Genomic DNA, 15,152 nt, shown 5'->3' with positions numbered 1-15,152 from the left:
CAAGCCGGTCCTCTCCAATTCGCCTGAATGGCGTCAAGGACCGATCACGACCATGTACTCTTGCGACCATCTCACCGCCTGCCACATCCTCCACGCCGTCAAGGTGCTCCGCTGGAAGCAGGATCAGGCGGCCTTCTACTTCTGTGTGAACAGCGGCACGGTCTCCAAGATCGTGCGCGGCCTCGCCCACTATGGAGCTAGCCCGCTTCCGTTCTGATCCGTTGCGCCGGGATCGCCCACCACGGCGATTCCGGCCGGCTCGGCTGAGAACGACACGCCCGCCCCTTCAAACGCTCTGCGCATCGCCGACAGATTGTTGGCGATGGGCTTTCTCAGCCCGTTTTCGAACTGACGAATCGTGCTCAGCCCAATACTGGCACGCTTGGAGAGGTCGGGTTGCGACCAGTTCAACCAAGCTCGGGCGGCGCGGCATTGCTCAGGGCTCATTGCCGTTAAGAGCTAAGGCCCGCGTCTTTTTGCGTCAATGGCAATTTAAAGCGTTGATCTAATTCGTTTTAACCCATAGAACTCACCTCAACACAAAACGTTTAGGTGTCCCGTAGCCCAGCACTTCCTTCTCTCCAAAGCTGCCCGCACCCTCAACCTCTCCAAAGTCGCCCGCATGTCGGACGACGAGGCTTGGTTCACGTTCAAAGCTATCCGGTGAGAGGCCACCGAAGGCGCCCCGTTCTGCCCCCGCTGTGGCTGCCTCAAGCACTCCTTCATCGCCACCCGCAAGCTCTCAAGTGCGCCGGATGCCGCCACCGGCAGCAGGCCAAAGCGACCTATCCAGCGTGACAGCGGTTCTCGCGCTTTACGAGCCGTCGCCGACGACGCAGTCGCATTTCCCGGCTTACGCCCATCTCAATCGGCTGTTTGTCTACGGAGAGATGTTTGAGCTGTGCAAGCGGGCCATAGGGGAGGCAGGGAAGCCGCGGTCGACACGTGAGATCGCGCTTGCCGTTATTCGAGCGAAGAGGTGGAATGAGAGCGACAGAATGCTGCGGAAGGCTGTAGCCTACCGACTTATTCAGTCTCTAACGCGGGCGTGTGTGCAATGCAGGATCGGGGACGCAGGAAAGACGAAAAGCGTCCGCCTTTGGTATCTACCTATTTAGGCAACAGAATAGAACAAAGACTTATAAACCATGAAAAGTGAATGCGGTGAGCACTGCTTGTACTTCATAAAATGACAAGTAGTTCTGATGTAATCCTCAGAAAGATCGAGAGTTCCGGCGATCTTTGATCCAACGGAAAGCTCGTAGAACTTGCAATATTGAAAACCAATGTCGAAAGCCATGTACTCATTTGCATGGCCTGCGATCAGGTCTCGAAACTTCAATTCAGATTCGTCAAGAGTGTACTCGCCACCATCTGCGATATTCATAGTTTCATCAACGAACTCAACTATTGGACTCATGCGGCGGAGCCAAAAAGCTAAATGCCCGGCGCGCTTGAAGTGGTCCAAACCCTCGTAGAGCTTGTTTTCGTGAGAACCCACGCGCTCAAGGTCTTTCGTCCAAGCCCCGTGAGCCTCAATGATGCGAGGGCGGGAAAGGCGAGGGAAAAGCCGAGCTAGATGAAGGATATTTTCGGAGTACTCACTATAGAAGCCGACGAAATCATTCTCGTCGGCTTCAATGGCTTGAAGCCGGCCCGCATTGATAAGCATCTTAACGACCGTTTTTGTTCTGCGTTATATATAAGATGATCTTACAAGCGGCGGCGTTAGTTGTAGCTACTTGGCCTTGCGGGCGCCAGCAAAGCTCGTAACGACCCGCATCTCCTGATTGCCAGCATCCGGAAGGTGGTTCTTAGGATAGCCATAAGTCGGCCGGTCGCCAGCCTTGAAGCGGCTATCAAGATACCCCTCGATAAACAGAGCCGGACGATTGACCGACACTGGCCCTCTCGCTTGCTCAGACATCATACTCTCCTGGATATGGCAAAGCCGCTTAGGTCGCCACCTAGCGGCTGCATTCTTATTTTGATTTCGTGATGCGCGTGTGGCGCAAGCGATGACAGTATGTCAAGTCACTCTTAAACGGAACCCGCCCCGAAAAGTTTCTCTGGCGGCACCGAATGCTGCGTCTTTGAAGTCACAAACTGGCGATTTGATGTCTCTCGTTCAAGAGCCAAAGCACTGAGCCATGGGCGGAATCTTAGAACGAAATCCGAATTCTATACGCGATCACCTCAGCGTTTTTCGGTGATGTTGCATCGGCCTTTCGGGTGTTCTGCCATTCCCGCGCTGGAAATTACGTAGAAGGCTCATCGGGGCTGGGCGTAATTCATTCAGTAAATGATTGCATTCGATCACCTCAACGCTTTTAGGTTAGGTTGCTGCATAATACCGGAAATATCCGCCATGCCCCACCCCCTCCGCACCGCACTCGGCGCCCTCCTCCTCGCGGCGCTCACCACGGCCGCTTGCGCCGCCGCGGGGCCGCGGGGCCGCGAAAGGTGCTGATCATCGTCAAGCCGGACAATCCGCGGGTCCAGGCCGATCGGGCGATCAAGGCGCATCTCGAGACGCGGGGCTACAGCGTCACGCTGGGCAGTCAGTACGACCCCGTCGCCCAGGCGGACGGCTACGACCTAGTGGTCCTGTCCTCGAACATCCGGAGCCGCGACCTGCTCGGTGCCTACCGTACCGTTCCGGTGCCGGTGCTCACCTGGGAGAGCGACCTCCTCGACGACATGGCCATGACCGGGCGCAAGCTCGGACGGGATTTCGGCAAGGATCCGGCCGAGCATTTCGTCTGGCTCGTGAACGCCCCCCATCCGCTGGCGGCGGGCCTGCCCGCCGGGGTCAACACCGTCTATGGGAAGGACGCCCCGATGAACTGGGGCAAGCCCGGCCTCGGGGCGTCCATCATCGCCACGGTGCAGGGCGAGCCCGACCATGCCGTGATCTTCGGCTACGAGAGGGGGGCGACGATGGATTACGACGCCATCGCGCCGGCGCGCCGCACGATGGTGTTCCTCGACAACGAGACCTTCGGCAACCTGACGCCGGCCGGGGCGGCCCTGTTCGACGCGGCCATCGACTGGACGGCCGGCCAGACCGCGCCGCCGAAGTAACGCGGCTCGGCCCGGTCTCAGATATCCAGCTCGGCCCCGTCCGCGAACGCCGCCCGCTCGGAGATGAAGGCGAAGCGTGCTTCGGGCTTGTTGCCCATCAGGCGTTCCACCGCGTCGCCGGTGGAGGCGCGGGCCTCCTCCAGCACCGCGACGCGCAGGAGCGTGCGCTTCTTGGGGTCCATGGTGGTCTCCTTCAGCTGCGCCGGCATCATCTCGCCGAGGCCCTTGAAGCGGCCGATTTCGACCTTGGCGCCCTTGAACACGGACTTGATCACCCGCTCCTTGTCGGCGTCGTCGCGGGCATAGACGGTCTTGGCGCCGTGGGTCAGCCGGTAGAGTGGCGGAATCGCCAGGTAGAGGTGGCCCTTGTCGATGAGCTTGGGCATCTGCCGGTAAAAGAAGGTGATCAGCAGCGAGGCGATGTGGGCGCCGTCGACGTCGGCGTCGGTCATGATGATGACCTTCTCGTAACGCAGGTCCTCGCCGCGATAGCCCGAGCCGGTGCCGCAGCCGAGGGCCTGGGTTAGGTCGGAGATGAGCTGGTTGGCGACCATCTTGTCCCGGCTCGCCGAGGCGACGTTGAGGATCTTTCCGCGCAACGGCAGGATCGCCTGGCTGGCGCGGTCGCGCGCCTGCTTGGCCGAGCCGCCGGCAGAATCGCCCTCGACGATGAAGATCTCGGAGCCGGCCATGCCGGCCTTCGAGCAATCGGCGAGCTTGCCGGGCAGCCGCAGCTTGCGGGTGGCGGATTTGCGCGCGACCTCCTTCTCCTGGCGCCGGCGCAGGCGTTCCTCGGCCCGGTCGATCACCCAGTCGAGGAGCTTGTTGGCCTGGGCCGGCGAGGCGGCGAGCCAATGGTCGAACGCATCGCGGATCGCGGTCTCGACGATGCGCGAGGCCTCCACCGTGGCGAGCTTATCCTTGGTCTGGCCCTGGAATTCGGGCTCGCGGATGAACACCGACAGCATCGAGGCGCAGGTCGCCATCACGTCGTCGGTGGTCACCGACGTCATCCGCTTGGCCTGGCCGACGCGCTCGGCATGCTCGCGCAGGGCCCGCAAAAGCGCCACGCGCAGGCCGCTCTCGTGGGTGCCGCCCTCGGCGGTGGGAATCGTGTTGCAGTAGGAGGCCGAGACCCCGTCCTCGATCACCATCCAGGCCACCGCCCATTCGAGCGAGCCGTGCCCGCCCGGCTTGGTGATCTTGCCCGAGAAGATCGCGTCGGTGACGAGTTCCTTGCCCTCGAGATCGCGGGTGAGATAATCGCGAAGCCCGCCGGGGAAGCGGTGCACGGTCTCGGCCGGGATGTCGTCGATGCCCTCCAGCAGGGCGGGGGCGCAACGCCAGCGGATCTCGACGCCGCCGAACAGGTAGGCCTTGGAGCGCGCCATGCGGAACAGGCGGCGCGGGTCGAACTTGTGCGCGCCGAAGATCTCGGCATCGGGGTGGAAGCGCACCCGCGTGCCGCGTCGGTTCTGCACCCGGCCCACGACCTCGAGCGGGCCCTGGGCGTGGCCGCGCGAAAACCGTTGGCGGTAGAGAGTCTGCGCGCGCGCGACCTCGACTTCGAGGTCGTCCGAAAGGGCATTGACCACGGAGATGCCGACGCCGTGCAGGCCGCCGGAGGTCTGGTAGACCTTCGAATCGAACTTACCGCCCGCATGCAGGACGGTCATGATGACTTCGAGGGCGGATTTTCCCGGAAATTTCGGGTGCGGGTCCACCGGAATGCCACGGCCGTTATCGGTCACGACGAGGTAGCCGCTCTCCTCCAGCTCCACCTCGATGAAGCTGGCATGGCCCGCCACCGCCTCGTCCATCGAATTGTCCACCACCTCGGCGAAGAGGTGGTGCAGGGCCCGCTCGTCGGTGCCGCCGATATACATGCCGGGGCGCTTGCGCACCGGCTCCAGCCCCTCCAGCACCCCGATCGACGAGGCGTCATAGCTCTCCTCGGCGGCGTCCACCGGGGGGGCCACGGCCTTGCGGTCATGGGCGGGCGGCAGCGGTCGAGCGGCGGGGCCGCCGGCGAACAGGTCGGTGGACCGCCCACGGCTCGTCGCCGGGGCGGCCTCGCGGGGGGTCTCGCGGTGCTTCATGATCGCGACCCTACCAGAACGAAACGGAAACGGGAATGGCTGCGGTACCGCAAGGCCCGCGCCAGTCCGGCGTTCTGCCTGGACTGTGCACCGATTCCGTTAACGCTGTCCCAGAAGCGCTCAGGTGCCGACGCGCCCGCCGCCGCGCCGGGTGATCGTCAGCACCGCCGGGCGCGGCGGCAGGGCGGGGTCGAAATCCGGCCAGCGGGTGGAGGGCGCCTCGAAGGTGGCGGGCACAGCCTTGGGGTCGTCCTCGTCGGCCTCGCCCGGATGCTGGACGGCGACGAAGAAGGTGGTGTCGTCGGGGGTGAAATATGGCCCGCACATCTCGGCGCCGCACGGCACCCGGAAGAAGTGCTTGCCGGTGCCGCGGCCCTGCCCGTCCGTCTCCAGGGCCCAGATCCCGTCGGCGCGGCCGGTGCGCGCGGGCGAGTTGCCGTCGGTGGCGACCCAGAGCCGGCCCTGGCCGTCCACCGCGCAATTGTCCGGCATGCCGAACCAGCCGTTCCGGGTGGTGGCCGACGAGAAGGTGGCGCCCACCGCCGCGATCGCCGGGTCGCCGCAACGCACCAGGATCTCCCAGCCGAACCCCAAGGCGGCGTGGTCGTCGGCATCGGGGGTGAGTTCGACGATGTGGCCGAAGCGGTTGTCGGCGCGCGGGTTCACGGCGTCGACCTGGTCGGGTGTGCGCTTTCCGTTGTTGGTGAGCATCACGTAGACCTTGCCGGTCTTCGGGTTCGCCTCGACGTCCTCGGGACGGTCCATCTTGGTGGCGCCGAGGAGATCGGCGGCGAGTCGCGTCCCGATCAGCACGTCGGCCTGGGAGTGGAAGCCGTTCTGCGGGGTCAGCGGACCCTGGCCGAACACCAGCGGCATCCACGCACCGCGCCCGTCCGTGTCGAAGCGGGCGACGTGCAACGTGCCGGAATCGAGGAGGTCGCGGTCGCCGCTCTCCGCCCGGCCGGTGGTGACGAACTTGTAGATGTAGTCGAAGCGCTCGTCGTCGCCCTGGTAGACGACGTACTGACCGGTTTTCGCGATGATCCCGGCGGCGCCCTCGTGCTTGAACCGGCCCATGGCGGTGCGCTTCTTCGGGGTCGCGGTCGGATCGAACGGATCGATCTCCACCACCCAGCCGAAGCGGTTGGGCTCGTGCGGGGTTTTCGAGATGTCGAAGCGTTCGTGGAAGCGGCCCCAGGCATAGGCGCTGTTGGGGAGATTGAAGCGCTTGTGGTTGGCGGCTTCCGGCGAATCCGGCGGGAGCGCTCCCGAAAAGTAGTAGTTGATGTTCTCCTCGCAGGTGAGCCACGTGCCCCACGGGGTCGTGCCGCCGGCGCAGTTGTTGATCATGCCGTGGACCGCGCGGCCGGTGGGGTCGGCGGCGGTCCTGAGCCGTTCGGCGCCGGCGGCCGGACCCGACAGCACCATCGGCGTCTCCACGGTGATGCGGCGGGCGTAGCGCGAATCCGGCACCACCGCCCAGCGTCCGGCGGTCCGCTTGATCTCGATCACCGAACCGCCATGGGCCGCCATCTCGATGTCGACGAGGGCCTGCGTCATGCCCGCGAAGGCGACCGACTTGATGTCCTGGCGCCCCAGGCCCGGGAACATCAGTTCCTCGTTGGTGTATTCGTGGTTGATCACCAGCAGGCCGTGGCCCGCCGGATCGGCCGCCCCCGGCATCGGGAAGTAGCCGACGAAGTCGTTGTTGTAGCCGAATTGCTGGGCCTGCGCCGCCGCCGACTGGTTGTACGGATCGAAGGCCGGAGCGCCGGGCAGGACCGGGTCGCCCCAGCGGATCAGGATCTCGGCATCGTGGCCAGCCGCGACATGGTGGTGCGTGTCCGAGCCCGCCTCGATTTCCGCGAAGGGAAAGCGCGTCGGCGTTTCGGCGGCCTGCGCGCTCCCGGCGGCGAGCGCGCGCGGCGTCACCACGGCGGCGATGGCGCCGACTCCGAGCAGTCCGCGCAGGAGATCGCGCCGGTCGAAGCGCGCGGCGACCACGTCGCCGAAGGTGGCGTTGGGGCTCGGATTCGAGCCGGCATCCTCGGCGGCTTCCGCCGCCTGCGAGCGGGTTCGCGTCGGCTGCGTCATCATCGGCTCCGGGCTCTGCATCTTGGCGAGCGTCGCCCATAGCCGGCGTCGATGGCAGGGCGATGACGCTCGGCGGCCGGTGTTCCTTCCTGCTCTGCCGGTACCCTCCCCCGCAGAGGGGGAGGGTCTTTTTCCGGGTCAGGCCTTCTTGCGAACGGCGGTCTTCGCCGCGGGTTTGGCAGCACTCGTCTTGGAAGCACTCGTCTTGGCAGCGGCTTTGGCCGGCGCCTTCTTGGCGGCGGCCTTGGGCGTCGCGTCACCCTCAGGGGGCGCGGCCTTCTTCGCAGCGGCCTTCTTGGCCGGCGCCTTGGTCCCGGCAGTCTTGGCACCTGCCGCCTTCCGGGCCGGAGCCTTCTTCTTGGAGCCCCCCGCCGCCTCGCGGGCGGCGATCAGTTCCAGGGCCTGGGGCAGCGCGATGTCCTCGGACGCCAGGGTCTTGGGCAGCGTCGCGTTGGTGGTGCCGTCGGTGACGTAGGGGCCGTACTTGCCCGATTTGACCACGATCGGCTTGCCGCTCTCCGGGTGCGCGCCGAGCGGTCGGCCGGGATCGGCGGCGGGACCGCGCCGGCCGCCGCCCTGCTCCTTGGCGACGATGATGTCGATGGCGCGGTTCGCGCCGATCTCCAGAACGTCGTCGTCGCGGCCGAGATTCGCGTACATCTTGCCGTGCTGGACGTAGGGTCCGAAGCGGCCGAGATTGGCCAGGATCGGCTCGCCGGTCTCCGGATGCTTGGCGACCTCGCGCGGCAGCGACAGCAACTTCAGGGCCTTCTCCAGATCCACCGCCGAGGGGCTGAGGCCCTTGGGGATCGAGGAGCGCTTGGGCTTGGCCGCCTCCTTGTCGGTGGAAGCCTCACCGAGCTGCACGAACGGGCCGAAGCGGCCGTCGCGCACGGTGACCGCCAGGCCCGAGACCGGGTCGGTGCCGAGCACGCGGGTGCCGGGCTGTCCGCCATTCTCCGAGCTGCCGTCGCCATCCCCCTCGACGCCGGTGGCGGCGAGTTGGCGGGTGTACTTGCACTCCGGGTAGTTCGAGCAGCCGACGAAGGCGCCGAACTTGCCGAGCTTCAGCGAGAGCTGGCCCGAGCCGCAGGTCGGGCAGGTGCGCGGATTCGAGCCGTCGGCCTTTTCGGGAAAGATGTGCGCGCCCAGAAGATCGTTGAGCGCATCGAGTACTTCCGTGACGCGCAGCTCCTTGGTGCCGGCGATGGCGGCGGAGAAATCCTTCCAGAACTCACGCAGCACCTCGCGCCAGTCGATCTCGGCATTGGAGACGCGGTCGAGCTGGCCCTCCAGTTCGGCCGTGAAGTCGTACTCGACGTAGCGCTTGAAGAAGCTCTCGAGGAAGCCGGTGACGAGGCGGCCCTTGTCCTCGGCCACGAGCCGCTTCTTCTCGATCTTCACATATTCTCTGTCGCGCAGCGTCTGCAGGATCGCCGCGTAGGTCGAGGGCCGCCCGATGCCGAGCTCTTCCATGCGCTTGACGAGGCTGGCCTCGGAGTAGCGCGGCGGCGGCTCGGTGAAGTGCTGGGTCGAGGCGATGCGCTCGCGCTTCAGGGCGTCGCCGGCCTTCATCGGCGGCAGGCGCTTGCCGTCCTCGTCCTCCTCGTCGTCCTTGCCCTCCTGGTAGAGGGTGAGGAAGCCATCGAACTTCACCACCTGGCCGGTGGCGCGCAGCTCCAGCTTGCGCGGCCCCACCGCCGCGGTCACGTCGACGGTGGTGCGCTCCAGCTCGGCCGATTCCATCTGGCTCGCCACCGTGCGGGTCCAGATCAACTCGTAGAGCTTGGCCTGCTCGGCATCCACCGTGCGGGCCACCGTCTTCGGCAGCCGGCCCATGTCGGTGGGGCGCACGGCTTCGTGGGCCTCCTGCGCGTTCTTGGCCTTGGTGCTGTACTTGCGCGGGGCCGCCGGCAGGTAGCGCTCGCCGTATTCCTTGGCGATGACGCGGCGCGCATCGGCGATGGCCTCCGGCGCCATGTCGACGCCGTCGGTCCGCATGTAGGTGATGAGGCCCACGGTCTCGCCGCCGATCTCGACGCCTTCGTACAGTTTCTGCGCGGCCCGCATGGTCTGGGCCGGGGCCATCCCGAGCTTACGCGAGGCTTCCTGCTGCAGCGTCGAGGTGGTGAAGGGCGGCGCCGGGTGGCGCTTGGCGGGCTTGGCCTCGACGCTGGCGACCGAGAAGGTGGCGAGTTCGAGGTCGCGCTTGAACGCAGCCGCATCCGCGCCGTTGCCGATGTCGAGGCGCTGGATCTTCTTGCCGTCGGCACCGGTGAGCCGGGCCTCGAACACCGCGCCGGTTTCGGTCACCAGGGTCGCCACCAGCGACCAGTACTCGCGCGGCTTGAAGACCTCGATCTCGCGCTCGCGCTCGCAGACGAGGCGCAAGGCCACCGATTGCACGCGGCCGGCCGAGCGGGCCCCAGGAAGCTTGCGCCACAGGACCGGAGAGAGGTTGAAGCCGACGAGGTAGTCGAGGGCGCGCCGGGCCAGATAAGCGTCGACCAGGGCCTGGTCGATCTGGCGCGGATTGCGCATGGCGGTGTCCACCGCCGACTTGGTGATGGCGTTGAAGGTCACCCGCTCCACCGGCATGCCCTTGAGGGCGCGCCGGGCGGTCAACGCCTCGACCACGTGCCACGAGATCGCCTCGCCCTCGCGATCCGGATCGGTCGCCAGGATCAGGCCGTCGGCGCCCTTGAGCGCCTTGACGATGTCGGAGACGCGCTTTGAGCCGCGTTCGTCCAGCTCCCACAGCATGTGGAAATCGGCCTCCGGGTCGACGGAGCCGTCCTTGGCGGGCAGGTCGCGAATATGGCCGAACGAGGCGAGCACCTCGTAGTCGCGGCCGAGGTACTTGTTGATCGTCTTGGCCTTGGCCGGCGACTCGACGACGACGACTTTCATGGACGGATTCTAGCCTCTCGTCAGGGCCTGCCCGCGACAGCGGCCGGATGCGCAAAGGGCGCACGCTCGGGACGGTGCGGGAGGCGTGGCGCCCTCGGAGGGGGCCTTTCGCGGGGCATGAAGTGGGTTAACGTCGGGGCGATGTCAAATGGAGGCGGGATCGGGCTCCGTCGGGCCGCGCCGTCCGGGCGCGGGACGTGCGCGATGGTCCGGGCCGGCGCCCCGTTGTCGCGAGTCTCTGTCTTGCGGCCTTCGCGCGCCCGCTGTAGCGCTGGCCCGGTGATGACAAACGCTCCGTCCGCACCCGGCTTCCCGCACCGCCATCTCCTCGGCATCGAGGGGCTGTCGCGCCCCGACATCGAGGCCCTGCTGGCGCGCGCCGACGACGCCGTGGCCCTGTCGCGGCAGGTGGAGAAGAAGCGCACCACCTTGCGCGGACGCACCCAGATCAACCTGTTCTTCGAGCCCTCGACCCGGACGCAATCCTCGTTCGAACTCGCCGGCAAGCGCCTCGGCGCCGACGTGATGAACATGTCGGTGGCCTCGTCCTCGGTGAAGAAGGGCGAGACCCTCATCGACACCGCGGCGACCCTCAACGCCATGCGCCCCGACATCATCGTGGTGCGCCACCATGCGGCGGGCGCCGTGCATCTCCTCGCCCGCAAGGTCGATTGCGCCGTGGTCAATGCCGGCGACGGCGCCCACGAGCACCCGACGCAGGCCCTCCTCGACGCGCTGACCATCCGCCGCAACAAGGGCCGGATCGAGGGCCTGACTGTGGCGATCTGCGGCGACGTGCTCCACAGCCGGGTCGCCCGTTCCAACATCATCCTGTTGCAGGCGCTCGGCGCCCAGGTCCGGGTCATCGGCCCCTCGACGCTGCTCCCCACCGGCATCGAGCGCTTCGGCGTCACGGTCTTCACCGATATGCGCAAAGGGTTGGCTGGCTGCGACATCGTCATGATGCTGCGCCTCCAGCGCGAGCGCATGAACGGCTCGTTCGTGCCCTCGGTGAAGGAGTATTTCCGCTATTTCGGCCTCGACGCCGACAAACTGCGCCTGGCCGCCCCCGACGCCCTGGTGATGCATCCGGGCCCGATGAACCGCGGCGTCGAGATTTCCTCGGAAGTGGCCGATGGCGCGCAATCGCTCATCCGCGAACAGGTGGAGATGGGCGTCGCCGTGCGCATGGCGGTGCTGGAAGCGCTGGCGACGCATCTGCCGAACGCGTGATTCTTAAAATTAGGTCCTGGCGCCTTGTGAAAAGACACAGGATGCACCTCGATCGAATGCATCTTCAATCAGTGAGATCATTCGATACGGTTTGTACTTCCTGCATTAGGTCCACACTTTCCACCCTAGGGATGTGCGGCTCTGAACTGAAGATACCGACTGAATGTAAATGCAGAAATTCTTCAGCGCGCAATGATACGCGAACACCTTGTGCCTTGATACCGGATAGTTCCAATATAATTGGTGACTTCAAATTCCACTGCATAAATTTTGCATCGAAGACCTCAACCCATTGATCCGGCGCGGTCTCCACCTCCACACACAGTGAGGCAGCACGAGCGTGTTCGGCATCGACCCGGTTGCGGATCTGAATTTCGGAGAGCTTGCATTCTTTGAATCGTGCCATCCACCAGGGAGCATGCTCTCGATCAGTGTGAAAGGCATAGGCGTGAGGATGCTGTACGTCTAAAGCGAGAGATGCTCCATTCCGATGAGGAGACCAAAACGAAAGTGAGCTTTTCTCTGCTCGACATTCAGTAACTCTGAAGCCTTTTGCAACGGCCGCAGCCCTATTTAGCTTCTTGTGGAGCAAATCGTTGATATTCTTTTTCAGGGCGAGCGCGGAATCGTTGCGCGGAAACTCAAATCCATATTTCAAAATAAGATTTGTGAGAATACTTTGATCATGCCGATGCTCAATAAATTCGGGATGGTCGTCTAGGCCGCACACGTTGGTATCGTCAGTGATGATCCGCCTATCTCGGCTGGCCTCGACCCAATACTTTACCAGAGAACGCGTGTAGGGATTGATCTGCAAAGCGACATACGACGCCTGTATCTGGTCAACCTCCCAATACCCAGGTTCGTTGCAGTCCATATAGAAAAAGCAGTCACGTTTCGTCCACGCTAAGTTTTTGTAGCCTGAAAGATGCGTGACACCGATCCGGTTGGGTTTCTCGGCGAGCCACGCACAGAGCGGGAATATAGAATGATCGATCGATCGCGTGGCATCTAGGCCCGTATCGCAGTAAATGACAAAATCTCCATCCTTAAGGAAAGAGATCGCATCGCCGATGATATACGGCTTCCAAAGCCAGCATCCGGCACCGCGAGGCAATTCAAGAATATCTTTGTTTTCTTGATAAAATTCCGTTTCCATCAAGCGCGGCTTCGACCACGCGCGGATGAAATCGAATTCACCCGACAAGGCCGCCGAGCTATTTTGAAGTCGCTGCCCTTCTTCAAATATAGTTCCAGTCGCGAAATTTACTAAACAAACTCTCGATCCGGCGAGCGAGATACGGAAATCTTCGACTACACGACTTCGTCTCGGTTCAAATATGTTTGCAAGAGTAATTTTTTCCAATTTATTACTCCAATCATCAAATTATTTATCCTATAATGATCTAGTCAATCGAAAATTCCAGGTCAACAAAAGTCTATTTCAATAGATTGAAGACCGACAGTGGGGGCGATTCGCCCGGCCGCGTCCCACCTGCCGAACGCGTGATCGGGGTGCCCGTTGCCCGTCGAACCCCGCCCGGTCGGACACCCCGCTAACCGCGCGTCAATCATGCCGGCGGATTTGGTCGCGGCGCGTGAACCCGAAGCCGCCGCCGGCACCGTAGCAGCGGCCATGGACGATGCTTCTTTCCCCCTCCCGCCGCTTCGCGCCCTGGCGGCGTTGGCGCCACGCGACGCCGATATCGTGCTCACCGCGGCCGGGCACGCATCCGCGACGCTCTCGCCCGATGCGAAACGCCGGACCTTGCGCCGCCTCGACCTCTATCGGCGCGTCCTGGGCCTGCCCCTGTCGATCGGGTCGCTGGCCAGGCTTCACAGGCTCAGCAGCGCGCCCGCGCCACCGGCCACATCCGCCGAGAACGTCACCCGCCCCTCCTCCAGCCGCACTTGGCCGCCGGCCACCAGCGCGAGGGCTGCCGGATAGAGGCGGTGCTCCTGCACCAGGATGCGGGCGGCGAGCGCATCGGCATCGTCGCCGGGATGAACCGGCACGGCGGCCTGGGCGATGATCGGGCCGGCATCGAGTTCGGGCACCACGTAATGCACGGTGCAGCCGTGCAGGCGGACCCCGGCAGCAAGCGCCTGGTCGTGGGTGTGGACGCCCTTGAACAGCGGCAGCAGCGAGGGGTGGATGTTGATCATGCGGCCCGCCCAGGCCTCGACGAAGCCGTCGGAAAAGATCCGCATGAAGCCGGCGAGCACCACGAGGTCGATCCCGGCGGCGACGAGCTCGAGCTGCAGGGCCGCGTCGAAGGCGGCCCGGCTCGCATGGGCCTTGTGGTCGAGCGCCCGGGTGGCGATGCCGGCCTGCGCCGCCGCGGCGAGCCCCCCGGCCTCCGGCCGGTTGGAGGCCACGAGCACGATCTCGGCCGGATAGTCCGGCGCCCGCGCCGCCGCGATCAGCGAGGCCATGTTCGAGCCGCGCCCCGAGATCAGGATCGCGACCCGACACTTCCGGGGTGACGTCATCGGAAGGCGAGCCGGCCTTCGAAGGTCACCGGCTCGGCGCCGCGCGCGGTGATGCGACCGAGGCGCACCGGCGAAGCCCCGCCGAGGTCGAGGGCCTTCGACACCGCACTGACGCGCTCCGGCGAGACCACCACCACCATGCCGATGCCGCAGTTGAAGGTGCGCAGCATCTCGGATTCGGCGACGCCGCCCACCTCCGAGAGCCAGCCGAAGACCGGCGGCGGGATGATCGCGTCGAGGTCGATGCGGATGCCGACCCCATCGGGCAGCACGCGCGGGAGGTTGTCGGGAAAGCCGCCACCGGTGATGTGGGCGAGCGCCTTGATCCCGTCGGTGCTCCGGAGCGCCGCCAGCAGCGGCTTCACGTAGATCTGGGTCGGCTCCAGCAGTGCCTCGCCCAGGGTCCGGGTGGGCTCGAACGGAGCCGGATCGTCATAGGACAGGCCGCTCTTCTCGACGATGCGGCGCACCAGCGAGAAGCCGTTGGAATGCACGCCCGAGGAGGGCAGGCCCAAAACCACGTCGCCGGGCACGATGTTGCCGCGCGGCAGCAGGGTGCCGCGCTCGGCCGCCCCGACGCTGAAGCCGGCCAGATCGTAATCCGCGCCGTTGTACAGGCCCGGCATCTCGGCGGTCTCGCCGCCGATGAGCGCGCAGCCGGCGATCCGGCAGCCCGCCGCGATGCCGCGCACGATGTCGGCGCCCACCCCCGGCACCAGCTTGGCCGTGGCGAAGTAATCGAGGAAGAACAGGGGCTCGGCGCCCTGGACGATGATGTCGTTCACGCACATCGCCACGAGGTCGATGCCGATGGTGTCGTGACGCCCGGTCTCGATGGCGATCTTTACCTTGGTGCCGACGCCGTCATTGGCCGCCACCAGGATCGGATCCCGGAAACCGGCGGCCTTGAGGTCGAACAGGCCGCCGAAGCCGCCGATCTCGGCATCCGCCCCCGGCCGGCGCGTGGCCCGCACCAGCGGCTTGATGGTCTCGACCATGGCATTGCCGGCATCGATGTCGACGCCCGCTTCCGCGTAGGTCATTCCGGGTTTGGGCTCAGCCGTCATTCCGCGCCGCTTTCTTCGATCCGCCGTTGGGCCACCTCTAACCATTCCGGCGCGCCTTCGCGAGTCTTCTGCTCTTCTGCCGCGCGTCTTCTGCCCGGATGGCTCCCGCCGGTGCCGCGCCGGCTTGACCGTGACCCGCGGCGTTCCCACTCTCGTGCGCGAACGAGCGACG

General features: G+C 65.1%; 11 protein-coding genes. 3 read left to right on the top strand and 8 right to left on the bottom strand.

The window, feature by feature from the left end; translation table 11 throughout:
* Window positions 1-52: 52 nt before the first annotated feature.
* The gene (locus tag G3T14_RS04075) at window positions 53-217 is read left to right on the top strand and encodes a hypothetical protein (RefSeq protein WP_163640302.1); all 165 of its coding nucleotides are present in this window, start codon (window positions 53-55) and stop codon (window positions 215-217) included.
* On the opposite strand, the gene G3T14_RS04070 is transcribed toward G3T14_RS04075, so the two are convergent.
* Window positions 190-447 (bottom strand): helix-turn-helix transcriptional regulator, encoded by a 258-nt coding sequence (locus tag G3T14_RS04070; protein WP_163640300.1) that lies wholly within the window; start codon window positions 445-447, stop codon window positions 190-192. The two genes, G3T14_RS04075 and G3T14_RS04070, sit on opposite strands and share 28 nt — an antisense overlap.
* Before the next feature lie 667 nt (window positions 448-1,114).
* Entirely contained in the window at window positions 1,115-1,672 is a 558-nt protein-coding gene (locus G3T14_RS04065) for a hypothetical protein (protein WP_163640298.1), read from the bottom strand.
* A gap of 791 nt (window positions 1,673-2,463) precedes the next feature.
* Between G3T14_RS04065 and G3T14_RS04060 the strand changes: the two genes are divergently transcribed.
* Window positions 2,464-3,084 (top strand): hypothetical protein, encoded by a 621-nt coding sequence (locus G3T14_RS04060; RefSeq protein ID WP_163640296.1) that lies wholly within the window; start codon window positions 2,464-2,466, stop codon window positions 3,082-3,084.
* Window positions 3,085-3,101: 17 nt separating this feature from the next.
* Here the strand turns inward: G3T14_RS04060 and parE are convergent, their stop codons facing one another.
* From parE to topA, 3 genes are all read right to left on the bottom strand, one after another.
* Window positions 3,102-5,183 carry a DNA topoisomerase IV subunit B gene (parE, locus tag G3T14_RS04055; protein WP_163640295.1) on the bottom strand — a complete coding sequence of 694 codons (2,082 nt, stop codon included), beginning with the start codon at window positions 5,181-5,183 and terminating at the stop codon, window positions 3,102-3,104.
* 120 nt (window positions 5,184-5,303) lie between these two features.
* Window positions 5,304-7,277, bottom strand: coding sequence for a PhoX family phosphatase (locus G3T14_RS04050; protein WP_163640486.1), 1,974 nt, complete (start codon window positions 7,275-7,277; stop codon window positions 5,304-5,306).
* A gap of 138 nt (window positions 7,278-7,415) precedes the next feature.
* A complete protein-coding gene (gene topA, locus G3T14_RS04045; RefSeq protein ID WP_163640293.1) occupies window positions 7,416-10,187 on the bottom strand; it encodes a type I DNA topoisomerase in 2,772 nt (923 codons plus the stop codon).
* 282 nt (window positions 10,188-10,469) lie between these two features.
* Here topA and G3T14_RS04040 point away from each other — a divergent pair, with 282 nt between their 5' ends.
* On the top strand, window positions 10,470-11,420 hold the full coding sequence (locus tag G3T14_RS04040) for an aspartate carbamoyltransferase catalytic subunit (protein WP_163640291.1): 951 nt from the start codon (window positions 10,470-10,472) through the stop codon (window positions 11,418-11,420).
* Window positions 11,421-11,484: 64 nt separating this feature from the next.
* Here the strand turns inward: G3T14_RS04040 and G3T14_RS04035 are convergent, their stop codons facing one another.
* The 3 genes from G3T14_RS04035 to purM form a co-directional block, all read right to left on the bottom strand.
* Window positions 11,485-12,786, bottom strand: coding sequence for a hypothetical protein (locus G3T14_RS04035; RefSeq protein WP_163640289.1), 1,302 nt, complete (start codon window positions 12,784-12,786; stop codon window positions 11,485-11,487).
* A gap of 470 nt (window positions 12,787-13,256) precedes the next feature.
* Window positions 13,257-13,913 (bottom strand): phosphoribosylglycinamide formyltransferase, encoded by a 657-nt coding sequence (purN, locus tag G3T14_RS04030; RefSeq protein ID WP_163640287.1) that lies wholly within the window; start codon window positions 13,911-13,913, stop codon window positions 13,257-13,259.
* Complete coding sequence (gene purM, locus G3T14_RS04025) at window positions 13,910-14,980, bottom strand: phosphoribosylformylglycinamidine cyclo-ligase (protein WP_163640286.1); 1,071 nt, start codon at window positions 14,978-14,980, stop codon at window positions 13,910-13,912. The genes purN and purM overlap by 4 nt, the downstream gene beginning before the upstream one ends.
* Between the last annotated feature and the right edge of the window lie 172 nt (window positions 14,981-15,152).

Origin of the sequence: Methylobacterium sp. BTF04, assembly GCF_010692745.1 — a bacterium.
Lineage (GTDB): Bacteria > Pseudomonadota > Alphaproteobacteria > Rhizobiales > Beijerinckiaceae > Methylobacterium.
The sequence above is the reverse complement of the archived record's forward strand: the minus strand, read 5'-3'. Positions and strand labels throughout refer to the sequence as shown.

Coding starts and splice junctions, on each gene's coding strand:
- purN (WP_163640287.1), bottom strand. CDS start 13,913: ATGACGTCACCCCGGAAGTGTCGGGTCGCGATCCTGATCTCGGGGCGC.
- G3T14_RS04040 (WP_163640291.1), top strand. CDS start 10,470: ATGACAAACGCTCCGTCCGCACCCGGCTTCCCGCACCGCCATCTCCTC.
- G3T14_RS04070 (WP_163640300.1), bottom strand. CDS start 447: ATGAGCCCTGAGCAATGCCGCGCCGCCCGAGCTTGGTTGAACTGGTCG.
- G3T14_RS04050 (WP_163640486.1), bottom strand. CDS start 7,277: ATGACGCAGCCGACGCGAACCCGCTCGCAGGCGGCGGAAGCCGCCGAG.
- purM (WP_163640286.1), bottom strand. CDS start 14,980: ATGACGGCTGAGCCCAAACCCGGAATGACCTACGCGGAAGCGGGCGTC.
- topA (WP_163640293.1), bottom strand. CDS start 10,187: ATGAAAGTCGTCGTCGTCGAGTCGCCGGCCAAGGCCAAGACGATCAAC.
- G3T14_RS04065 (WP_163640298.1), bottom strand. CDS start 1,672: ATGCTTATCAATGCGGGCCGGCTTCAAGCCATTGAAGCCGACGAGAAT.
- parE (WP_163640295.1), bottom strand. CDS start 5,183: ATGAAGCACCGCGAGACCCCCCGCGAGGCCGCCCCGGCGACGAGCCGT.
- G3T14_RS04075 (WP_163640302.1), top strand. CDS start 53: ATGTACTCTTGCGACCATCTCACCGCCTGCCACATCCTCCACGCCGTC.